The 22,350-nt window shown below is 61.3% G+C and carries 20 protein-coding genes; 9 read left to right on the top strand and 11 right to left on the bottom strand.

What is annotated here, in order from left to right; genetic code table 11:
* Window positions 1-61: 61 nt before the first annotated feature.
* From ACEG18_RS06730 to ACEG18_RS06695, 8 genes are all read right to left on the bottom strand, one after another.
* Entirely contained in the window at window positions 62-1,366 is a 1,305-nt protein-coding gene (locus ACEG18_RS06730) for an ATP-binding protein (RefSeq protein ID WP_372541890.1), read from the bottom strand.
* A complete protein-coding gene (locus ACEG18_RS06725; RefSeq protein WP_372541888.1) occupies window positions 1,359-3,119 on the bottom strand; it encodes a TerB N-terminal domain-containing protein in 1,761 nt (586 codons plus the stop codon). Before ACEG18_RS06725 ends, ACEG18_RS06730 begins: the two co-directional genes overlap by 8 nt.
* 87 nt (window positions 3,120-3,206) lie before the next feature.
* Complete coding sequence (locus ACEG18_RS06720; RefSeq protein ID WP_172622415.1) at window positions 3,207-3,923, bottom strand: DUF554 domain-containing protein; 717 nt, start codon at window positions 3,921-3,923, stop codon at window positions 3,207-3,209.
* Window positions 3,924-4,041: 118 nt separating this feature from the next.
* The gene (locus ACEG18_RS06715; protein WP_372541886.1) at window positions 4,042-5,472 is read right to left on the bottom strand and encodes a hypothetical protein; all 1,431 of its coding nucleotides are present in this window, start codon (window positions 5,470-5,472) and stop codon (window positions 4,042-4,044) included.
* An 18-nt stretch (window positions 5,473-5,490) separates the two neighbouring features.
* Window positions 5,491-5,706: a hypothetical protein gene (locus tag ACEG18_RS06710; protein ID WP_372541884.1), complete on the bottom strand. Its 216-nt coding sequence runs from the start codon at window positions 5,704-5,706 to the stop codon at window positions 5,491-5,493.
* Between the two features lie 49 nt (window positions 5,707-5,755).
* Window positions 5,756-6,355, bottom strand: a complete 600-nt coding sequence (locus ACEG18_RS06705; protein ID WP_343001316.1) for a hypothetical protein — start codon at window positions 6,353-6,355, stop codon at window positions 5,756-5,758.
* Between the two features lie 90 nt (window positions 6,356-6,445).
* Window positions 6,446-6,955 (bottom strand): cell division protein FtsQ/DivIB, encoded by a 510-nt coding sequence (locus tag ACEG18_RS06700; protein WP_117582898.1) that lies wholly within the window; start codon window positions 6,953-6,955, stop codon window positions 6,446-6,448.
* Window positions 6,952-7,248, bottom strand: coding sequence for a hypothetical protein (locus ACEG18_RS06695; RefSeq protein ID WP_372541882.1), 297 nt, complete (start codon window positions 7,246-7,248; stop codon window positions 6,952-6,954). Before ACEG18_RS06695 ends, ACEG18_RS06700 begins: the two co-directional genes overlap by 4 nt.
* A gap of 346 nt (window positions 7,249-7,594) precedes the next feature.
* Here ACEG18_RS06695 and ACEG18_RS06690 point away from each other — a divergent pair, with 346 nt between their 5' ends.
* The 3 genes from ACEG18_RS06690 to ACEG18_RS06680 are packed head-to-tail and all read left to right on the top strand — an operon-like array spanning window position 7,595 to window position 11,220.
* Complete coding sequence (locus ACEG18_RS06690) at window positions 7,595-9,196, top strand: FAD-binding oxidoreductase (RefSeq protein ID WP_372541880.1); 1,602 nt, start codon at window positions 7,595-7,597, stop codon at window positions 9,194-9,196.
* Between the two features lie 2 nt (window positions 9,197-9,198).
* Window positions 9,199-10,014, top strand: a complete 816-nt coding sequence (locus ACEG18_RS06685) for an electron transfer flavoprotein subunit beta/FixA family protein (RefSeq protein ID WP_099432744.1) — start codon at window positions 9,199-9,201, stop codon at window positions 10,012-10,014.
* Window positions 10,015-11,220, top strand: coding sequence for an FAD-binding protein (locus ACEG18_RS06680; protein WP_372541879.1), 1,206 nt, complete (start codon window positions 10,015-10,017; stop codon window positions 11,218-11,220).
* Here the strand turns inward: ACEG18_RS06680 and ACEG18_RS06675 are convergent.
* Window positions 11,217-12,029 carry an HD domain-containing protein gene (locus ACEG18_RS06675; protein WP_372541877.1) on the bottom strand — a complete coding sequence of 271 codons (813 nt, stop codon included), beginning with the start codon at window positions 12,027-12,029 and terminating at the stop codon, window positions 11,217-11,219. The genes ACEG18_RS06680 and ACEG18_RS06675 overlap by 4 nt on opposite strands.
* On the opposite strand from ACEG18_RS06675, the gene ACEG18_RS06670 reads away from it, so the two are divergent.
* The 4 genes from ACEG18_RS06670 to ACEG18_RS06655 all read left to right on the top strand — a co-directional run bounded on the left by ACEG18_RS06670 (window position 11,931) and on the right by ACEG18_RS06655 (window position 15,667).
* A complete protein-coding gene (locus ACEG18_RS06670; protein ID WP_372541875.1) occupies window positions 11,931-12,848 on the top strand; it encodes an AzlC family ABC transporter permease in 918 nt (305 codons plus the stop codon). The genes ACEG18_RS06675 and ACEG18_RS06670 overlap by 99 nt on opposite strands.
* Window positions 12,838-13,161 carry an AzlD domain-containing protein gene (locus ACEG18_RS06665; RefSeq protein WP_372541874.1) on the top strand — a complete coding sequence of 108 codons (324 nt, stop codon included), beginning with the start codon at window positions 12,838-12,840 and terminating at the stop codon, window positions 13,159-13,161. Before ACEG18_RS06670 ends, ACEG18_RS06665 begins: the two co-directional genes overlap by 11 nt.
* Window positions 13,162-13,311: 150 nt before the next feature.
* A complete protein-coding gene (locus tag ACEG18_RS06660; RefSeq protein WP_117645720.1) occupies window positions 13,312-14,334 on the top strand; it encodes a 2-keto-3-deoxygluconate permease in 1,023 nt (340 codons plus the stop codon).
* A 190-nt stretch (window positions 14,335-14,524) separates the two neighbouring features.
* Window positions 14,525-15,667 (top strand): GGDEF domain-containing protein, encoded by a 1,143-nt coding sequence (locus ACEG18_RS06655; protein ID WP_372541872.1) that lies wholly within the window; start codon window positions 14,525-14,527, stop codon window positions 15,665-15,667.
* A 99-nt stretch (window positions 15,668-15,766) separates the two neighbouring features.
* On the opposite strand, the gene ACEG18_RS06650 is transcribed toward ACEG18_RS06655, so the two are convergent.
* Together ACEG18_RS06650 and ACEG18_RS06645 are read right to left on the bottom strand one after the other, a co-directional pair.
* Window positions 15,767-16,702: a DMT family transporter gene (locus tag ACEG18_RS06650; RefSeq protein WP_372541870.1), complete on the bottom strand. Its 936-nt coding sequence runs from the start codon at window positions 16,700-16,702 to the stop codon at window positions 15,767-15,769.
* Window positions 16,703-16,801: 99 nt separating this feature from the next.
* Window positions 16,802-20,548, bottom strand: a complete 3,747-nt coding sequence (locus ACEG18_RS06645; RefSeq protein ID WP_372541868.1) for a phosphoribosylformylglycinamidine synthase — start codon at window positions 20,546-20,548, stop codon at window positions 16,802-16,804.
* Between the two features lie 184 nt (window positions 20,549-20,732).
* Here ACEG18_RS06645 and ACEG18_RS06640 point away from each other — a divergent pair, with 184 nt between their 5' ends.
* Together ACEG18_RS06640 and ACEG18_RS06635 are read left to right on the top strand one after the other, a co-directional pair.
* Complete coding sequence (locus ACEG18_RS06640; RefSeq protein WP_372541866.1) at window positions 20,733-21,086, top strand: cation:proton antiporter domain-containing protein; 354 nt, start codon at window positions 20,733-20,735, stop codon at window positions 21,084-21,086.
* A complete protein-coding gene (locus tag ACEG18_RS06635; RefSeq protein ID WP_372541864.1) occupies window positions 21,035-22,294 on the top strand; it encodes a cation:proton antiporter domain-containing protein in 1,260 nt (419 codons plus the stop codon). The genes ACEG18_RS06640 and ACEG18_RS06635 overlap by 52 nt, the downstream gene beginning before the upstream one ends.
* Window positions 22,295-22,350: the final 56 nt, after the last annotated feature.

Below are 22,350 nucleotides of genomic sequence, written 5' to 3'. Positions count from 1 at the left end.
TACTGCTTCAACGTTTGCCCAGATAAAACCTGCCAAAATAAACCTGTCCCTTTTTGGTAGGTTAGATGGTGAACTCGGCGAAGTTGCGGTCGTCGCCTGCGGTGCCGGTGTCGCCTGTTGCGGCTGCCGGCGCCAGCGCGTCGCCGCCGACGCTTTGCAGCAGCTCGGCCACATTTGCACCGGGGTTCTGACACAGGATATCGAGCAGCTCGATAAAGTCACGGATAACCTCACGCGGCGTCAGATGCGTGTCGGCTCCCACGCGGCCAAACTCAATCTTGAGAAAGTCCACCAAGTCGTTTTCGGTAAGCGTGGGCGTCCGGCCAAAGTAGCCGGCGTGAATTTGCATGAGTTTTTCAATCAAGACCAGCAACTCCTCATAGGTGAGTGGCTGCAGACGGATGATGGGCGCGAGCATGTCCTTAAGGTCTTCGCGCGCAAAGCGGCCCTGAGCGAGTCGGCTGCGCAGGGCCTCGTAGGAGAACACGCCGCGGCGGCGGTCTTCGATGGAGGTTGGCGTGCCGCCCATGATCATGCCCAGGTACTGCGCCTTGCCCTGGAGCGTGTCGTTGTACATGGTCAGGATCTTCTCGTAGTTGTATTGGCGCGTGATGGCGTTGGGAATCTTATACAGATTCACGAGTTCGTCGATGAGCACCAGCATGCCCTTGTAGCCGCTGCAGACCAAAAAGCGCGCAATGAGCTTAACGTAGTCGTACCAGTCGTCATCGCTGATGATGGTCGAGGAGCCCAGCTCGGCGCGTGCCTCGCTCTTGGTGCGGTATTCGCCGCGAATCCATTTGGTCACGCGGCTCATGGCCTCTTCGTCGCCTCCGGATGCGGCCATGCGATAGCGGCGGAGCATGCGGGTGAAGTCGAAGCCGTGGACCATCTCCTCGAGCGGGGCCAGTTGGGCATTGACGACCGACTCGTCGACGTCGGCACACGAGGCGACCCAGCGATCCAGAATAAGGTTGAGCGCACCGCCCTCGGGGCGCGTCTTGGTCGATAAATTGCGGATGAGCTCGCGGTAGGTGGCAAGGCCCTGTCCCTGACCGCCCTGCAGGCGGCGCTCGGGCGACAGGTCGGCATCAGCGACGACGAATCCCTCGCCCATGGCGTGCGTGCGGATAGTCTGGAGCAAAAAGCTCTTGCCGGCGCCGTAACGACCGACCAGAAAACGGAAGCTCGCGCCGCCGTCGGCGATGAGACTCAGATCGGTGAGCAGGGCGCGGATCTCGACCTCGCGCCCTACGGTGATGTAAGGAAGGCCGATGCGCGGGACCACGCCGCCCTTGAGCGAGTTGAGAATGACGGCAGCGACGCGCTTGGGCACGCGAGGTGCTGCGGATGCGGTATCACTCATGGTCTAGGTATCCTCTCACGTCTGCTTCGTAGTCCTCGATAATCTGCGGCCCTGCCGCGCTAAATTCAATTACGGTGTCGCCCACCAGGTCTAAGAGCGCCTCGTTGATGGTATCGACGAGCATGTCCTCGCTCTGCCCCGATTGCGCTACCGCCGATTCCGCCTGTACTGCGTTGTGCTCGAGCAGCGCGCGGAGATAGGCGTCTGCGGCGGGCGCGAGTTCGTTCGTGGCGTCAGCGGGCGCAGCAGCTGCGAACGCGGGCGTCGGCGCGAGAAGCGGTGCCACGACACCAAACTGTTCGGTGGATATGGTCGGCTCGTCGGACTCGTCCTGCCCTGCGGCCGCCGCGACCGCCTCGACCGTCGCGTCGGCTACGGGCTCGGCTTCCGGTTGCCCTGAGTCCGCTGCCTCGGCTTCTGCGGACGCGCCGTCCTCGCGTTCCTCGTCGATCAAAAGCGCTTCGCGCGTTTGTGCGGCAGCGCTCCGAATGTGCCCCAGCTGGCTCAAATCGATATCGATCTTGACGGGCTGATGTGCGGCGTCCCACGAAAGCCATGCCACAATCTCGTCATCGATAATCTTGGCCAGATATTTGGGGACCTTTTCTTCCTTAAGGGGATGGGCGGGGTCCAGCGCCAGGCGCAAGCGTTGGTCGCAGGCGCGCATCATTTCACCGAGCTTGCTGCTCTTTTGCCTACTACCGTGGATACGCATGCATTCCCAAAAGCCGTTTTGGCAACGGTAGATATGGATAGGATCCAGGCGGTATTCGCAGTCCTCGTGGCGCTCGGGCGCAAAGAATACGGCCGAGGCAAACATGGTGTAGGGCATGGCCGTCTCCTCCCCAAATAAACTCGCCACGATGCCGGTCTTTCGGTGCGTGTCATAGTAGCGCGCCATGCGGACATACACGGCGCAGGCCACGTGGCGCAGATCGCGGTGGTGGCTGCGGTCGAGCCGCGAGCTACTTAGGTTGTACGTGGAGAGGGCGTTGATGGCGGCCATGAGTCGCTCCTCGCGCACCTCATCGGGCGGAAGGGGGAGCGTGGGCTCGGAGGTTTTGCGACGCTTAGGGGTCTGGCCGGACGGCGCCGGTGCCGGTACAAGGTCTCGTGCCGCGCGCCGCAGTTCGATAAGGGCGTTATCGAACATGACGGTTTTAGAGTCGCGAAGCAGCTTGGGGTCGAGCCCGTGGAACACGGCGTAATCTTGCAGCCACACGCGCGCAAACCGGTCGATGCCGGGCTCGAAGGCGCGATAGACATCCCAAAAAGCCTTGATCTTGTTAAAACCATCGAGTGGATTATCTACGCCAATGCCGCAGATCAGCTCATAGAGATACAGAAAGGCAAAGGACGTAGACGTTTCCTCGACGGTTCCGCGGCGCACTTGGGCACGCCAGGTAAAGTAGCCGCGCAGCTGCCGGTCGCTCATGGCGTTGTAGGTGGGAAAGTACGACTTAAAGGTGCCGTTGTAGGGACAGTCGTCCTCAAAGTCGGCCATCAGCAGGCCCTGGCGGTAAAAAAGCTCGGCTTCCGAAAGCCAGCGGCCCGCACCGCCCTTGGGGTCATCCTGCCAGCGCGATATCTCGCGCATTTTACGGTACTGGTCGGGGAGGAAATTCTGCATCTGTCGGCCGGTTTTGAGAATCGGCTCGTCTGCGTAGATTTCGTTTGAGAAGCGGGCGGACTGATGGGTCCGGGCCTCGGCCATAATGCGCTCGATGAGCATCTTGATGTCCTGGTCGGCCACCGCTCCTCCTCTCGAACGCAGCTACGGTGACCTCATATCATAGCACAGCATCAAACAGATGTTCGAGATACCGCTGCGTTGATAGATTTAGAACAGGAGGGCGTAGATGACGGCGATGACGACGGAGGGAAGCATATTGGCCGTGCGGAAGGTCTGAGGACGGATGAGGTTGACGCCGACGCAGAAGATGAGCATGGAGCCTACGAGCGAAAGGCTGTTGAGGGCAGCTGTGGTCATGATGGGGGAGAGCGCGCCGGCAAACAACGTGATCGTCCCCTGGAACACGGCGACGGGCAGGGCGGAGAAGATACAGCCGCGGCCAAGCGAGGCCGTCATGGTGCAGACGATGATGCAGTCCAGTGCGCCCTTGAGGGCAAGCGTTGACCAGTCGCCGAGCAGGCCGTCCTGGATCGATCCCACAATGGCCATGGCGCCGATGCACACGGTGAGTGAAGTCGAGACAAAAGCGTTGGTGAACTCGTTATCGCCCTCACTGCCAGTCTTGCGCTTGAGCCATTCGCCAAGGTTCTCGATGGCGGCCTCCAAGTTGATGGCCTCGCCGATGAGCGAACCGAGCGCAAATGAGACGATGAGCATGGTGGTACCGGTGGTCGCTAGCGCCTTTCCATCGATGATGAGCATCTTTTGCATGGTGCCGCCCAGGCCGATAAACAGGACGCACAGCCCCGATGCTTTCATGAGCGTGTCTTGGATGCGCGGTGTAATGAAGCGGCCGCCCGCTAATCCCAAAAGACCGCCCGCAACTAAAAGCGCAACGTTGATGATTGTTCCCAAGCCCGGCATGAGCCCTCCTGTATTGATGCCAACGTGGCAATCGTAGCAGAACGAAATGCGAGGCACATCGCGACTCATCTAATACGTTATATAAGTGGTATTAGGAATGATGCGCAGCATTTAAGCCTCAGGTGGTTGTCGGGACATAGGGATAGTAGTCAAAGCGCAGTGTCATAAGCCGCTGTGGGGATTCAATAGCAGCGGCGATGATATTGGCATCGCGGGCACGATCAAACCCTTCGAGTTCGATCTGATACGAGACGTCTTGCATAATGTCCAGACGTCGCCAGGCTAGAAGTGTGTCGCCATCGAATTCCAAGGTCTTGCTTCCGTCTGGGGCAACGGCGTATAGACGCAGTTTAGCGGTGGTTGCAGGGTCGACAACCGTGACCTTTTTAATTTCGTTTCGAGTATTCTTGGCGCCCAACAAGGTGAGCAGTGTTGGGGCCACGACCTCGCCCGATGGCAAAAAGACGACTTCGATGGATTCGGGAAATGCGATGATGGCCGACTTGCGGACGGGCTGATTGGCGGCGGCAACTTCGATGTTCGCGGCGTCGATGACCTCTGTGTGGTCGAGGGCGGCAAGCACGCAGCAGTTACCTTCATCGATCTCCTGAGGATCAGCAAGCCCCAGACTGTCCGCGAGCTCGGGATCGTTTGGATTGGCAGCGGGCTCATTCGGTGCTTCGAAAGAAGCTGGGACGCTGTTTGTCGGCGACGGCGTGTCGCCCGCACCTGCTTCTTTGTCCGTGCTCCCTTCTTGTATGGTTGCGTTGATGGGTTCGTCGTTTGAGGGGAGCGTCTTGGCGTTAAGCGCGGAGGGGAGAATTCCGACGGCTCCGGATCCGTTCCACTCCATCTCGAGAAGCGCCGGGTCGGCAAGAATGCGTTGCCTGCTTTGCGCGTGGGTATCGACTTCAATAGGGCCTGCCTCTGTCCCTCGTGTAAGGCTGAGTGATCCGGCTGGCTTCTCGAAATGAGCGTCTGTGTCTTTGGTGCTGACGGCGTAGAGCAGCAGGGATGCTTCTCCCGCCGCGATGGCATCGGTGCCGGCTTTGGTCAGCCGCAACGATGCCGTGAATGAGAGGGTGGGCTGCGTGTCGTCTGCATTCGCGGCGGCGCAGCCCAGACATATACCGCCTCCTTTCTCGAATAACGCACCGTCGAAGGCGACCTTCGCTCCGTTCGCCGAGTCATCGACCGAAGCGATGTCGATGCGCAGCTCTAAATTGCATGAATCGCCATCTGCATCGAGCGCAACCGAGCGCCATGTGCAGACGGCGCACCCCGCCTGGGAGCCGTTTGCCTTGTTCGAACGATTGATATCCACGACTATCGAGCCATCCGTATTACGACGAAGGCATCCCGAGGTTGAGATTGCTGCCTGTGCGATCGAGAAACGCTTGCACACAATGGCGCTCGACGGATTTGGTGCGGAGCTTAGGGCTGATGGTAAGGAGCCTGCCATGACGGGAGTCGCCCAAGCGGCGACAGGCGTTCCGGTTGCGAGCGCGCCGCAGAGTGCGACGACGGGCAAAAGGTTCTTCGATGCCATGGGGTCTCCTTAGCTAATTTAGTGCGGCCTGTCCGTGTTTCGTTTCTGGCTGCGTTTGATGTGCAGACCGAGGCCGGCGGTTCCCGCGCCTGCTGCCGTGGCGCCTGCTGCCAAGAGCCATCGTCTGTCGTCTGTCTGTGCCAACGGTTCCTCGCGGTTGCCGCGGTCGAGCTCCGAGAGGTCGACCGTCACTTGCGTGGCGGCCTGCGCCTGTTCTTGCTGGGCAAAGGCCATGGCTGGCCCAAACGCTAGGATACTGACGGCGGCGGCCAGGGCGACGGCCTTATGCCGTGTGCGCACCGGGCTCGACCGTCCAGGTGATCGTTGCAACCTGATCGCCTTCGCCGGTTACGTGGAAGATGTCGCGCGTGACGCGGGCGACGTTTCCACTTGTCTTGAGCTTAATTTTGTCCGTGCCGCCGGCAATGCCCTGGTAGCCCATGTCGAAGGCTGCATTCTTGGAAAGATCGAGGCCCGTCCCCTGCATTGCGGCGCTGGCGTTCTGGAGTGCGCCGTCGGGGCCGACCTTAAAGTCGATGGAGTTCTGCGCGGTTCCGGCCTTGGCATCGGCGGCAATGGTCCAGGTGTTCATGGCGTCGATCTTCATGTTGGTGACATGGATGCCGTAGGCCGAATGATTGTCGATGGTGGTCGCGTCTTCTGAGGGGCCCTGAAGCGTGCCGTCGGCCTTGGCGACGAAGGGAATAACCGTCGGAACTTTGAACTCAACGTTGTCGATCTCGGTCCTGACCATTACCTTTGTGGTTCCAACGCGCCCGGCTGCCATAGCTGGCGTCGGGGCGGCGCCCATTGCGAGCGCGAGCGCGAGCCCTGCGCCCACGACGAGCGCTCTGGCTCCGTTCATGTTCCTGGTGATGTCCATGGTCGTTCCTTTCTATTCGCCGCGGGCCGTCCCCGCGATGATTGGACGAATGCTGGTGAATTGCGCGCGGTGCCGCGTCGGCTGAAAAAGCTAGTTCTCGGTTTGCTCAACCCGTACCTTGACACGTGTCGGATTGCCGTGGCTGTCGAGGGTCTTGGCATCGAGTGCCTGAATCTCGATGTACGCCTCGCCTTCCTTGATGTCGCCGGCGGGGCACGTCTCGATTGTCTTGCCGGTCTCGACCACGCCGGATTCGTACATGGTCTCGTCGTTTTGGATGACGCGGAATCGCTGGGGAAATTTATTGTCTTGGACGTTTTGCACGTTGACGCGCAGCTTGCCGTCCTCCTGCAGCTGAGCGACCGGCGCGACCGAAATCGTCATCATGTTGTCGCGGACGATGGCATCGAGCTCATCTTGGATTTCTTGTCGCGATTTACCCTCTGCCGTCGTGACTGAGGCGCCCGCTTCGGGCACGGGCTGCGACTGCCAGGCGTATAGCCCTACGGCGATGAGGGCGCAGACGATAGCCAGGCAGACAACGACGAGTTTCTTGCGACGCCCCAGTCCTGCGAGACGGGGCGGCTTCTTCGCACTCATGCGGCGTCCTTGGTGGTATAGACACGTGCGAACGTGGACGGGTCCGCTCCAAAGAGCATGTGAAGCATCAGGCGGCGCGAGTAGATGAGCTCGTCAAAGTCGTGAGGGAGCTCGATGTCGTGGATACGCGCGATGTGGTGGGCGAGCGCCGAGAACGACTCGGGGTCGCAGATAACATCGGTGGTGACGTGGTAGACCGCCGTATCGGGGAACGCCTCTTCGTCGAAAGACAGGAGATAGGGATCGTCGTCGACCTCGATGGCGACGCCGTACTGGGGCCAGTAATATGCCATGGGAACCTCCCTGCTTCTGGGACCAAAACTTCCATTGGTTTTGGCTGTCGACGCCGACCGTATCAGCCGCTACTTGACCAATTTCTGACCAAATGCTTGACGGATTGACATCTCCGCAGGTAAAAGGCAGTAATAATTACTTCAACTTTTTTCGAGCGACATTTACGCGATCGGCGACGGCGGGGCGATATGTGTCAAAAGCATCGTCTGCCGAGGAAACCTTGCCGCTCGCCGAATTGCACGAACGTAAAAATCGCCAATTATGGAGACGGTCTCGAACACGTCGACGAAACGATGCGGTAACATCTCCCTGCAAACACTGTAGTTAGCTAAAGGGGGAGTTCGCGTGTCTGCAACCATCAAACCCTTCACCGACGAGTTCGAAGAGTATGGCCGCGATGAATCTCGCGCATCGGGCGAAGCATCGAGCATCTCGTTTCCGACAACGGAAGACGAGGTCCGTGCCATTTTGGAAACGCTCCATGCCGAGCGTGTCCCGGTAACGGTTCAGGGCGCCCGAACCGGCCTTGCCGCCGGTGCCGTGCCCCACGGTGGGCATATCCTCAATACTTCCCGTATGAATCGCTACTTGGGCCTTCGCCGCGATGAACAAGGCCAATTTCTGCTGCGCGTGGAGCCGGGCGTTGTGCTCTCGGAGCTGCGTAAGCAGCTGAGCAAGAAGGTACTGCCGACCGCTGGTTGGGACCAGGCATCGCTTGAGGCCTACGAGGAGTTCCAAGAGTCCCCCGAGCAGTTCTTTCCCACCGATCCCACCGAGGCATCTGCCTGTCTGGGCGGCATGGCGGCATGCAACGCCTCCGGCGCCCGCAGCTACGCTTACGGTCCCATGCGCCCGCATATCACGGGACTCCACGTCGCGCTGGCTGATGGCGATTTGCTTGAGCTTCAGCGCGGCGAGGCTTTTGCCCAGGGCCGCCACCTGTCGCTTGTGACGGCAGAGGGTCATACACTCGAGCTTGATCTTCCTGACTACACCATGCCCAAGACCAAAAATGCCTCGGGTTATTTTGTTGCGGACGATATGGACGCCATCGATCTTTTTATCGGTGCGTGCGGCACGCTCGGCGTCATTACCGAGCTCGAGATCGCCCTGCAGGCGGCACCTTCGGTCGTATGGGGTGTGAGTTGCTTTTTCGATAGCGAGGACAAGGCGGTGTCCTTTACCGATTCCGTGCGCCCCGTGCTGTCCCATGCCGCCGCTATTGAGTATTTCGATGCCGGCGCCTTGGATATCCTTCGCCGCCAGCGCGAGCAGTCGACCGCGTTTGCCTCGCTGCCGGCGCTCGACGACGAGGCAAAGGTCTGTGTCTACGTGGAGCTCGACTGCGATGACGAGGCGCAGGCGACCGAGGAGCTGTACCACCTGGGATGGGTGCTGGAGCTTGCGGGCGGCCGCGACGATGCGACATGGGTCGCCCGCACCGAAGTCGATCGCGAGTGCCAGCGGTTCTTCCGCCACGCGGTCCCCGAGAGTGTCAACATGCTCATTGACGAGCGTCGCCGCACCGACCCCACCATTACCAAGCTGGGATCGGATATGTCGGTGCCCAATGCACGCCTTGCCGATGTCGTTGCCCTCTATCGCCGCACGCTGGCCGAAAGCGGGCTTGAGTCTGCTGCCTGGGGACACATCGGGAACAACCATCTGCATGTGAACATCCTGCCGCGCGATGCGCAAGACTACCGTCGTGGTGGAGAGCTCTTTGCCCAGTGGGCTTCCGAGGTCACGGCCATGGGCGGTGCCGTTTCTGCCGAACACGGCGTCGGCAAGATCAAGGCGGGCTTCTTGGAGACGATGTACGGCCACGAGGCCATGGTCGAGTCGGTGCGTCTCAAACTCCAGCTCGATCCTACCGGTCAGCTGGGTCGCGGCAACCTGTTTACGGAGAAGCTCTTGGATGAACTCGTCCAGAAAGGGGGCGCGTGAAGATGAGTGATTTCCATATGGTGGTGTGCGTCAAGGCGGTGCCCGGAAGCACCGAGGTCAAGATGGACCCCAAGACCAATACTATCGTGCGTGATGGCAAGCAGGCGGTCATTAATCCCTTCGATGCAAGTGCCCTCGAATGTGCGCTAACGCTGAAGGACGACTTTATCGGCTTTGGCATGGACGTGCGTGTGACGGTGGTGTCGATGGGTATCCCCGCGACCGAATCGCTGCTGCGCGACTGCATCGCCCGCGGTGCCGACGACGCGCTGCTGCTGACCGACCGAGCCTTTGCGGGTGCCGATACCCTAGCCACCACCTATGCCCTCAAATGCGGCATCGAGGCACTCGATGAGGACTTTGACCTGCTCATCTGCGGCAAGATGGCAGTGGACGGCGATACGGCCCAGATCGGCCCCGAGCTGGCCGGCGCCTTTGAGATCCCCTGCGTGACCGACGTGAGCTGTGTGCAGAGCGCGGGATTTACGACGTGTGGCTCGCTGGCGCTCGTCCACGGCTGCGATGCCGGCGAGGAGACGGTGTACCTGGAGATGCCGTGTGCGATGACGACCGCCAAGGAGATTGGCCAGCTGCGCATGCCGAGTATTGCCGGTATTCGCGCGGCCGAGGATGCAGACGTGCGCGTGGCCAGCGCTGCCGACGTAAACGCCGATCCCTCGCGTTGCGGCCTTGCCGGATCACCGACGCAGGTCGTGCGCTCGTTTGTGCCCGACCGTGACCAAACGTGCGAGGCCGTTGAGGGAACGGCGTCCGAGCAGGCGGTAAAACTTGCCAAGATTATCGAGGGGATGGCATAGATGAGCGGGCTGATTATCGATAGCGAAGCCTGTATCGGCTGCGGTCGCTGCGTTCGCGCCTGCGCCTCGGGCGGCATTGTGGTGGAGGGTGAGCGCCCCAATCGCTGTGCCCGCGTAACCGACGGCTGTATCCTGTGCGGTGGGTGCGTCGACGCCTGCCCCGTCAACGCCATCTCGATTGAGCGCGACGAGGCCGCCGGCGCGGCAGACCTTGACGCATATCGAGACATCTGGATCTTCGTGCAAACTGACGAGCACGACGCCGTGGCATCCGTGGCCTTCGAGCTCATGGGCAAGGGGCGCGAGCTTGCCGATGCCCGCGGCTGCCGTCTGGTGGCACTGGTCGGCATGAGCCCCGAGGGCTCACTCGGGGACCTGGAGCATCTGATTTGCGCCGGTGCGGACGAAGTTCTGGTCTGTCGTGACGAGCGCCTGCGTCAGAACGACGCGGAGGTCTACGCCCGCTTGATCTGCGATTTGGTGGCCGAGCGCAAGCCCGAGGCCATTCTGTACGGCGCGACCGCCTTTGGTCGCGAGCTGGCGCCCGGTGTGGCCGTGCGCTTGCAGACGGGCCTTACGGCCGATTGCACGGTGCTTTCGATGGATACGGAGACGGGTCTGCTGCAGCAGACGCGCCCGGCGTTTGGCGGCAACCTGATGGCCACCATTATCTGCCCCAACCACCGTCCTCAGATGGCAACGGTGCGCCCCGGCATCTTTAAGGCGCCCGAGTTTGACTATAGCCGCTCCGGCACGATTGCCCAGGTAGTGCTTGCGGATGACGTTAAGGCCCGTGTCGAGATCTCGATTCCCGCCGAGGAGTGGGGACAGCAGGCATCGATTGCCGACGCCGAGCGTCTGGTCGTGGTGGGCCGCGGTATCGGCTCCAAGAAGAATCTGCCCCTGATGCGAAAACTCGCCGATGCCCTGGGTGCCGAGCTTGGTTGCACGCGCCCCGTGGTGGAGGCCGGCTGGCTGGAGTATTGCCACCAAATTGGCCAGACGGGTGTATCGGTCTCGCCCAAGCTCCTCGTGAGCATCGGTGTCTCGGGTGCTATCCAGCATCTCGCCGGCATCGGTGGGGCGGAGTGCATTGTCGCCATCAATGAGGACCCGGATGCCCCCATCTTTGGTGCCGCCCAGTACAAGGTCGTCGGCGATGCCGTTGAGATCGTTGAGGAGCTGCTGGTTCAGCTCGAGTGCTAAGCGCTTGCCAGCCAGCGGCGCAGCTCGTCCTTAAGGCGGCTCCAGGTTGCATGCGCGGCGGGGTCGGTAAAGGGCCGCGTAATGCCAAAGGGCGCGTCGAGCAGGCGGTAGATATCGCCCTGCTCGCGCGCCAGCGCGCGGCTTGCCGGATAGACGAGCTCAAACATAAAGCAGATAAGCCCCACCAAGAAGTCGGCGGGCTCATCGCGCTCATCGCGCGTGACGCAGCGGTGCTCGTTAAAGGCGGTAAGCGCCGGTGTCGAGAAGTGGCTGGCAAGAAACGTGTCCTCATCCACTTTGAGGATGGTGTCGACGGTGCTGTCGGCGATGGTGCGCATAATGTCGATCTTGTCGCCATCGCGCACGATATCGCAGAAGCTCCGTGTGCGCTCGTCGAGCTGTGCGGGTAGACGGAAATCGCTGTGATAGGCAATGCTCGCTCGGATGAGCTCATCTTCTGCCGGGTCATCGATAAAGTCGCGGATGCTCGTTACGGCGGGTGCATCGGCGGGATTCTCGCCAAAGAGGACCTCGACGCCCAGTGTTGCATGGCTCATGCTCTCGGCGTCCTTAAAGGTGTCCCAGCGCCGCAGCTGCTCAAAGCGGCCCATATCGTGTAGCAGGCCGCAAAGCCACGCCAAGTCAATATCTTCTGACGACCAGCCCTGCTCGCGCGCTACGGCATCGCATGCCTCGGCCACGTGGTACGTATGCTCGATTTTGAGCGCGATGCGTGGGTTGGTGGCGTCGTAGGCATCGGTGTAGCTTTTGAAGGCCGCGCGCGCCCGGTCTCGATCGATAGCTGTCATAATGACTTCCTAAAAAGTTGCGTCTTTCGATCCGGTGGCAATTGTAGGCGAACTTTATTGCCACCGGTTGATATTTCTGCTGCGTTGCGAGGCGCGATGCAGACGACTTACCAGAATGGGAGTGGCATGGTCCTTAGGATCTTTAAAATCGTCTGGCCAGTGATGCTTACCTATGTTGCAATAGGCGCGCCGTGCGGAATGATCATGGGGCAGACGGGAATGGAGCCCTGGATGGTCTTTGCCCTGAGCGGCACGTTTGTGACGGGCAGCGGCCAGTTTATGATCTGCAACCTGTGGCTGGCGGGCGTGCCTGCAGCATCGATCGTCGCGAGCGTTGCTGCCATCTCCTCGCGCTTTGCGCTTTACTCGGCATCGATCGCGCCGCATCTGACGGGTGCCTCGAAGCGTCAGACGCTGGCTGTTGCCGCGACACTTACCGAGGAGGCATATGTCATCTCGCTTGCCAAGTTGGTTGAAGGGGAGGATTGGGGCCCGCGCGAGTCCTTTGTGCTCAATGTGATCCTTATCGCAACATGGGGCGTATCGTGTACGATGGGCGCCATCGTCGGCGCTGTTGTCGATGTTCCCACCGCCATTGCGAGTTTCGTCTGCACGTCGCTCTTTATCTGTCTACTCTTTTCGCAGCGGCTGTCGCGCGGCAACGTTGTCGCGGCGGTTTCGGGCGCGGTGTCCGTCGCCGTATGCAAGTTCTTGGGCCTCACGAATATTGCCGTGCCGGCAAGCGTCGTGGTCGGCATTGCCATTGCGCTGGCGTGCGATGCTGTATTTGACGGAAGAGGTGCCCGCGATGCCCGTTAACGAGTTCTTGGTTCTGTGGCTGTCGTCGTGGGCTGCTATCGCGTTCTTTCGCATCGCGCCGGCGTTCGCCTTGCGCGGGCGGACCCTGTCGCCCCGCATTACCGAGGCCCTGGGCTATATCCCGCCCGCTGCCTTTGCCGCGCTGGTCGCCAACGACTTGGTGAGTCCCGGCGCGTTCGACGCGGGGCTCTGGCCTGCCTTGGTTCCCTGGATTGCGGCCGCCGGCGTCGTGGTCGTGACGGTCAAGACAAAATCGATGCTGTGGTGCTGCGTCTCGGGCATCGTACTCTATATCGTCTTGAGCCTTATATAGGGGTGGCGTCGCGGGCGCCGAGTCTCGTTCCATCCCAACTTGTCGAATTTTTCACCGAGCTGGTCTATTTCTTCTGGTACCATGGTCAAACTTTACTGTAGCAAAGCGTGACGTGGGCTTTTGTACCCCGTCAGCGGAAATGGGGGTTTCATGGCACAGGAAGCGACCGCCAACGAGCAAAAGAAATTCAAGGTCCCGCGCATCCCGGGCGACATCATGATCTATCCGATGATCGTCGGTCTTTTGCTCAACACCTTCTGCCCGCAGGTTTTTGAGATCGGCGGCTTCTTTACGGCTGCCTGCCGCGGTGGCTCCAATACCATCGTCGCCGCGATCCTGCTGTTTGTGGGCGCCGGCATCAGCTTTAAGTCCACGCCGGGTGCCATCAAGACCGGTATCGTCGTGCTGATCCCCAAGCTGGTCGTCGCAGCGGCTCTCGGCCTGGGCGTGGCATATTTCTTTAACGACAACTTCCTGGGTCTGAGCTCCGTGTCTATCATCGGCGGCATCACGTTTTGCAACATGGCGCTCTATACGGGCATCATGGGCGAGTTCGGCGATGAGTCCGAGCAGGGCGCCGTCGGTATCCTGTTCTTTACGGCTGGCCCCGCCGTCACGATGATCATCCTCGGTGTTTCCGGCCTCGCCAACATTCCCATTGGCACCATTATCGGCTCCATCTTGCCACTCGTTATCGGCATGGTTCTGGGCAACCTGTTCCCGTTTATCAAGAACCTGCTGGTTCCCGGTGCCAATCCCGCGATTGCCGTCATCGGATTTCAGCTCGGTGCGTCCATGAGCCTGTCGAGCTTTATCACCGGCGGTATTTCCGGCATCTTGCTGGGCCTTGTCACGCTGTTTGTCGTCGGTCCCATCACCTTTGCGTTCGAGCGTCTGTGCGGCGGCAACGGCAAGGCCGCTGTGGCTTGCTCCACCATTGCTGGCACGGCTATGACCACACCGGTTGCCCTCGCCGAGGTCGCACCGCGCTACGCCGAGCTTGCGCCCACCGCGTACGCTCAGATCGCCACCGCCGTTATCATCACGGCGATCATGGCTCCGATTCTGACTGGCTGGGTCGACAAGAAGTTCTGCCAAGGCAAGGAGGATCTGTCGCCTGTCGGTGTCGAGGCCATCGAGGAGGCCGTCGCGACTGACATCGATGGCGAGTAGCAATCGATACCCATCAATGATGCCGGCGTGTGCAATTCGCGCCGTATGGGCGCCCGAACAGAAACTGTTTTGCAGTGATGTTCGGGCGCTCTGCTATTATCCCCTTTACCCCTGCGGAGTAAAGGGGTGTTTATTGCCCTGATTCGAATTGGGCGATTCTGACCACTTGGATATTGAAGGGATGGCGCTAGTGGTTAAGGCACTCAAGATTGAGATATTCGTGCTATGCATGATTGTTCTTATCGGGCTTGCCGTGCGAAGTCGTCGCTCCTTGTTCTCGAGCACCCAGCAGCTAATGTTTAGCATGCTTGGCTACACCTCTGCCGCGTACATATTATTCGATATGATCTGGACGCTTTCGGACGGTGTGGACGGCACGTTGGGCATTGCTGCCAACTGGATTTCCAACGCGGTTTCGTTTTCGCTCTTTGCTATCGCGTGTCTCATTTGGTTTATCTATTCCGAGACGGTACAGGGTTCTCGCCTTTTGACCTCGCGCTATAGGGTGGCGCTTGTAGCGTTGCCTACGGCTCTGGTGGTCGTGCTGGCGTTTACCAGTTACTGGACGCACGCCCTGTTCTATATCGATTCGCAGGGCGTGTATCGTCGCGGCTTTGCCTATATGATCCAGCCCATCGTCAGCTACTGTTACGTTATACATACGTCCCTGCATGCGTTTGTGCAATCTCGCAGGGTCGAGAGCCTGCAGACGAAGGCCATCTATCGAACCTTGGCATTTTTCGCCATTCCGGCCCTGGTGGGCGGTACCTTTCAGGTCGTATACTCGGTGCCCGGCCTTTGTGTCGGCATAATGATTAGCATGTTGCTGCTCTACATCATCTACCAGGAGCAGCTCATCTCGACCGACCCGTTGACTGGACTTAACAATCGCAACCGTTTTGAGACCTATATGCTGTCGCTCTTCTCAAATGTGGATCAGGCCGAAGATGTATATCTGCTTATGATGGACGCCGACGGCTTTAAGCAGATTAACGATCGCTATGGGCATGTGGAGGGCGACCGCGCTCTTCAGGTCATATCCGCTGCGCTCAAAGAAGTCTGCTCGGCGTCTGGCGGCTTTATCGCACGTTATGGTGGCGATGAGTTCGTGGTGCTCCAAAAGGCAGTGGCGGAACAGGATATCATGCATCTGTGCGCGACAATCAACGACGAGCTCGCGCGCGTCGAGGTTCCGTATCTGTTGCGGATGTCCATCGGCTACGCACGGGTTGGTGATGGCGTCGATACCTGGCAAGACTTGCTTCGTGCTGCCGACGCGGAGCTCTACCGCGTCAAGGCCGAGAAAAAGAAAGCCGGCGTCCAGATACGCTAGAAAAAGGGGCGCACGCTTGCGTGCGTGGTGGCCTTCAGCTCGCCGATGTGCTCCAATAAGCTAAAGTGTGCGAACAACCTCTCTAAAAAGGTGAGCTCGCTAGGCCTTTTTAGGTTTGTTGACGATGATGATGCCGCCGCAGACCAAGAGCAGGGCAACGATGACGGTAACGGGGCTCGTGCCAGCGCCCTCGCCGAGCAGCAGCGCGCTCAGCAGCACACCAAAGACGGGGTTCATAAAGCCAAAGACCGAGACGCGGCTGACGGGGTTGACGGCAAGCAGGCGCGACCACAGCGAGTAGGCTACTGCGGAGAGCAGCGCCATGTAGATGATGAGCGCGATGGCGGGGGCAATCGCCGTGGGGGAGAGCGCGCCACCCATCAAAAGGCCGATGGCGGTGAGGGCCAGGCCGCCGACCAAGAACTGCCACCCGGCAAGTAAGACGCCGTTGTGCTCGCGCGAGAAGATGCCGATCAGGCAGGTCGACAGGGCGCCCGCAACCGTGGAAGCCAAGATAAAGCCCTCGCCGTCGAGCGTAAAGCCAAAGGTGCCGCCCGCGCCCGAAAGGTTGACGAGCGCGACACCGGCAAAGCCCAGCACACAGCCGAGCACCTTGGCCACATCGAGCTTTTCGGTGTGAAATGCCAGGGCGGCAAAGAGGATTGCGAGGAAGTTGGCGCTGGCCTCGATGATGGAGCTCGACATGGCGCTGGCGCGCGAGAGTCCCAGGTAGAAAAAGAAGTACTGGCCGATAGTCTGGAAGAGCGACAACGTGAGGATGGGCTTGATGTCGCGCGCTTGCGGAACGAGCGGACGGCGCTGGGTCACGCTCATGCCAACAATGACCAGCATGCCGGCAAGGGTGAAGCGCAGACCCGCGAAGAGCAGCTGCGAGGCGCTATCGTGCGCGGGGATGCCAAAGAGGCCGTAGCCAATCTTGATGCAGGGGAAGGCGGAGCCCCAGAGCGCGCAGCAGACGAGGCAGCCCAGGATGAGTCCGGGCAGGGTGGCGAGATACGGCTTGCGGCTTTCCATGATGTCCTTCCTATATGCGCGAAGCAAAAAAGAACCCGCCACCGGGAGTGCCGGTGGCGGGTGTTGTTACCCGAGGGGATTGTACCCGATGGGAAAGCTTTAAGCGAAGTAGGCTACGCCGCTCTCAAAGATCGGCATGAACTTGTCGCCGGGGACATGCTCGGGCACGTTGCGGTACAGGTTGTCGCCGCGACGCTCGGCATGGCCCATCTTGCCCAGGACGCGGCCGTCGGGGCTCGTGATGCCCTCGATGGCGAGTGCGGAGCCGTTGGGGTTGACGGAGAGATCCATGCTGGGCTTGCCGTTCTCGCCCACGTACTGCGTGGCGACCTGGCCGTTGGCGATCAGCTGGGCGAGCACTTCGTCATTGGCGACAAAGCGGCCCTCGCCGTGGCTGATGGCGACGGTGTAGGGGTCGTCCAGGCTGCACTGCGACAGCCATGGGGACAGATTGGACGAGATGCGAGTGCGCACCAGACGGCTTTGGTGACGACCGATGGTGTTAAAGGTCAGCGTGGGCGCATCAGGCGTGGCGTCGACGATGTCGCCGTAGGGCACCAGACCGAGCTTGATCAGGGCTTGGAAGCCGTTGCAGATGCCCAGCATCAGGCCGTCGCGGGCCTTGAGCAGGTCGCGGACTGCCTCGGTGACCTCGGGAGCGCGGAAGAACGCCGTGATGAACTTGGCGGAGCCGTCGGGCTCGTCGCCGCCCGAGAAGCCGCCGGGGATCATGACGATCTGGCTCTCGCGGATGCGGCGGGCAAGCTCGTGGGTGCTCTCGGCGACGGCCTCGGGCGTGAGGTTGTTGATCACGAAGGTGTCGGCCTCGGCACCGGCGGCGCGGAAGGCACGGGCGCTATCGTATTCGCAGTTGTTGCCGGGGAACACGGGGATGATCACGCGCGGGCGGGCGATCTTGGCGCCGCCGTACACGTGGATGTCCTTGGCGCGGAAGTCGATGGTCTCGACCTCGGCGGTCTTGCCGGCGCTGCGGTAGGTGAAGACGCTCTCGATGCCGCTTTCCCAGGCCTCCTGAATCTCGGAGAGCTCGATGACCTCGGAGCCAGTATCGATGACGTAACCCTCAACGGTGGTGCCCAGGGGCTCGACGACAACGCCGTCGGCGACCTCGGGCAGTTCGGCGTCATCGGCGAGCTCGACGATAAAGCTGCCGTAGAGCGGGGTGAAGAGGCTCTCCACGTCCACATCCTCGGCAAGCTCGATACCGATCTGGTTGCCGACGCACATCTTAAAGAGGCTCTCGGCGCCGCAGCCGTAGCCGGGCGTGGAGACGGCCAGGGCGTCGCCGGTAGCGGTGAGCGCCTCGACGGCGTCAAACGCGGCGAGCAGCTGCTGGGCATCCGGGCGGTAGTCCTGACCATAGGTGGCGGGGGCGATGCGCACGACGCGGTGCGTCAGGCCCTTGAACTCGGGGGAGACAGCGCGGGCCGCCTTGCCAACGGCCACGGCGAAGCTGATCAGGGTCGGCGGAACGTTGAGCTCGCCGGCCTCGTCCTCAAACGAACCGCTCATGGAGTCCTTGCCGCCAATGGCGCCGGCACCCAGGTCGACCTGGGCCATAAGGGCGCCCAGGACGGCTGCCATGGGCTTGCCCCAACGCTCGGCCTCGGTACGCAGGCGCTCGAAGTACTCCTGGAAGGAGAGGTAGGCGCGCTTGTGTTCAAAGCCGCAGGCAACGAGCTTTGCGATGGACTCGACCACGGACAGGTAGGCACCGGCAAACTGGTCGGCCTCCATCAGGTAGGGGTTGAAGCCCCATGCCATAGCGCTCGCCGTGGTGGTCTCGCCGTCCACGGGGAACTTGGCGACCATGGCAGAGCTCGGAGTGAGCTGCGTCTTGCCGCCAAAGGGCATGAGCACGGTCGCGGCGCCGATGGTGGAGTCGAAGCGCTCGGAAAGGCCCTTGTTGGAGGCGACGTTGAGGTCGGTGACAAGCGAGGTCATGCGTTCGGCAAGCGTGGTGCCGGCCCAGCTGGGCTGCCACACGCTACGGGCGCACACGTGGGCGACCTGGTGCTTGGGCGCACCGTTGGAGTTGAGGAACTCGCGGGACAGGTCGACGATGGCGACGCCGTTCCAGGCCATGCGCATGCGCGGCTCGGCGGTAACCTCGGCGATGACGGTCGCCTCCAGGTTCTCCTCGGCGGCGTAGCCCATGAACTCCTCGACGTCATCATCGGCGACGGCGCAGGCCATACGTTCCTGGGACTCGGAGATAGCGAGCTCGGTGCCGTCCAGGCCGTCATACTTCTTAGTCACGGTGTCCAGGTCGACATACAGGCCGTCGGCAAGCTCGCCCACAGCGACCGAGACGCCGCCGGCGCCAAAGTCATTGCAGCGCTTGATCAGACGGCAGGCGTCGCCGCGGCGGAACAGACGCTGCAGTTTGCGCTCGACCGGGGCGTTGCCCTTCTGGACCTCGGCACCCGAGGTCTCGATGGACTCGGTGTTCTGAGTCTTGGAGGAGCCGGTGGCACCGCCGATGCCGTCACGGCCGGTGCGGCCGCCCAGCAGGATGATCTTGTCGGTGGGGGCGGGGCACTCGCGACGCACGTGGTTTGCCGGGGTAGCGCCCACGACGGCGCCGACCTCCATACGCTTGGCCACGTAGCCGGGGTGATAGAGCTCGTTGACCTGACCGGTGGCAAGGCCGATCTGGTTGCCGTAGCTGGAGTAGCCGGCGGCGGCAGTGGTCACGAGCTTGCGCTGCGGCAGCTTGCCCTCGAGCGTCTCGGAAACCGGGACGGTGGGATCGCCGGCACCGGTGACGCGCATGGCCTGGTACACATAGCTGCGGCCCGAGAGCGGGTCACGGATAGCGCCGCCCACGCAGGTAGCGGCACCGCCGAAGGGCTCGATCTCGGTCGGGTGGTTGTGGGTCTCGTTCTTAAAGAGGAACAGCCAGTCCTGGTCCTCGCCATCGACATCGACCTTTACCTTGACGGTGCAGGCGTTGATCTCCTCGGACTCGTCGACATCGGTCATGACGCCGGTCTTCTTAAGGTACTTGGCGCCGATGGTGCCCATGTCCATGAGGCAGACGGGCTTGGCGTCGCGACCGAGCTCGTGGCGCATTTCCATGTAGCGGTCGAAGGCCTGCTGCACCACGGCGTCGTCGATCGTCACGTCGTCCAGGACGGTGCCAAAGGTGGTGTGGCGGCAGTGATCGGACCAGTAGGTGTCGATCACGCGGATCTCGGTGATGGTGGGGTCGCGATCCTCATCGCGGAAGTACTGCTGGCAGAAGGCGATGTCCGCCTCGTCCATGGCAAGACCGCGCTCGGAGATAAAGGCGGCAAGGCCGGCCTCGTCGAGCTCGCGGAAGCCGTCGAGCACCTCGACGGGCGCAGGCTCGGGGGTCTCCATGTACAGTGTCTTGGGCAGGTCGAGCGAGGCGATGCGCGCCTCGACGGGGTTCACCACGTAGTGCTTGATGGCCTCGACGGCGGCTTCGTCCAGAGCGCCCGAGATCATATAGACCTTGGCGGAGCGCACGGCGGGGCGCTCGCCCTGGCTGATGAGCTGCACGCACTCGCTGGCGGAGTCGGCGCGCTGGTCAAACTGGCCAGGCAGGAATTCGACGGCAAAGATGGCGCCATCGCTTGCGGGGAGCTCGTCGTAGGTCACATCGACCTGGGGCTCGCTAAAGACGGTCGGCACGCAGGAGCGGAAAAGCTCCTCGTCGATGCCCTCGACGTCGTAGCGGTTGATGATCCTCAGGGCCTCGATGCCCTTGATGCCGAGAATCTCGGTCAGCTCGCCCTTGAGCTGCTGAGCCTCGACGTCGAACCCGGGTTTCTTCTCCACGTAGATACGAGAGACCATTGGTTCCTGCCTTCCTGATCGGTTGGGCGTACGGTACGGTATGCGGCAGCGGTCGGTTTGCGGGGCGGGCCTCGCAGTCGCCTTGAGCCACATGTTTGTAAACCTCACTATGATACGACAGCTCACGGCGCGTTGAGGACGGCGAGGGTGCTACAGTGAAGCGCAAACAAGAGAAAGGCATCACATGGCATTCGTTTCGCTCGCCATCATCGCGCTCGTGGCCTTTGCAAGCCCCTTCATCGCCTCGGCGATTCCTGGAAAACCCGTTCCCGAGACGGTCTTTTTGCTCGTGCTCGGCGCAGTGCTGGGACCTCATATGCTCGGCGTCATCCATGTAGATACCGAGGTCTCGCTTGTGTCCGAGCTCGGTCTGGCCTTTTTGTTCTTGCTTGCCGGCTTTGAGATCGATCCCAAGAGCATCACGGGCGTCGAGGGGCGCTACGGCTTGGCGAGTGGGTCGTCACGTTTGGTATCGCCTGGCTTGCCGTGCGCTTTACCCCGTGGTTCTCGGTCAGTCATTTCGACGGTATCGCCGTGACGCTTGCCCTCACTTCGACGGCGCTCGGCACACTCGTGCCCATCATGCGTGAGCGCTCGCTCACTGGCACGCGTGTGGGCGACTCGATTCTCGCGTATGGCACCTGGGGCGAACTTGGACCCGTGCTTGCTATGTCGGTGTTGCTGTCTGCCCGCACTGGCATCCAAACGCTCGTAATCCTTGGCTTGTTTGCGGTGGTTTGCGTGTTGCTGGCCGTGGTTCCAAGCCGCTCCAAGCGCGTCGGCAGCCGCTTCTTTGCGTTTGTCGAGGAACGTGCCGATACCACGTCGCAGACCTTCGTGCGCCTGACGGTGCTCATCCTGGTCACGCTCGTGGCGTTCTCGGCCGTCTTTGATCTCGACATCGTGTTGGGTTCTTTTGCCGCCGGCTTTGTCCTGCGCTATATCATCCCCGAGGGCAACCATACGCTCGAGACCAAGCTCGACGGCCTGGCCTACGGCTTTTTGATTCCGGTGTTCTTTACCGTATCGGGCGCAAAGATCGACCTGACGGCCGTGGTGTCGCGCCCGGGCTTGCTCGCGGGCTTTATCGTGGCGTTGTTGATTATTCGTGCCGTGCCCATTCTTATCTCTATGAGCATTTGTCCTGCGACGCGCGATGTCTCGGCGTATGGCCGCATCACCGTGGCGCTCTACTGCACCACGGCGCTGCCGATCATCGTTGCCGTGACGAGCGTTGCCGTCAACGCGGGTGCGCTGTCGCAAGACATCGCGTCGGTTATGGTTGCCGCCGGCGCCATCACGGTGTTCTTGATGCCATTGCTCGCGCAGCTCTTCTACCGCGTGGTCGATGCCGCACCGGTCGCCGCCGTGGCAGAGGTTGCCGAGCATCCATCCGATGCGCTCGACATCCTGCGCGCTCACCACGACCTAGCGAGCTTGCTCGCGCGCGAGCATGAGCTGCTGACTTCGCATGGCCATGGTCGCGTATTCGAGGGCCTGCCTACGCTCGATACGATTGCCGAGCGTCTTTCTGCAGAGGCGGCGAGCGGCCACATCGATGCCCGCATCGTGGACGCGGCGCACCTGCTTGCCGATAAGACCTATGGAGACGAGGTCGACCCGTCCGAGCTGACCCAGCGCGAGCGTCGCCGCCTGGAGCGCGCCAAGCTCGCTGTACGCGAATACCGCCGCCGCATGCTGGAGCTCTATGCAAGAGAAGAAGCCGAGGACGACGACGGTAAGTAGTCGATACTCTCTCGGGGAAGCCGCGTCCCGCTTTGAAGGCTCGGAACGGGATGTGG

Source organism: Collinsella aerofaciens (genome assembly GCF_041537385.1).
In the GTDB taxonomy this organism is placed as follows: Bacteria; Actinomycetota; Coriobacteriia; order Coriobacteriales; family Coriobacteriaceae; genus Collinsella; species Collinsella aerofaciens_BV.
The sequence above is the reverse complement of the archived record's forward strand: the minus strand, read 5'-3'. Positions and strand labels throughout refer to the sequence as shown.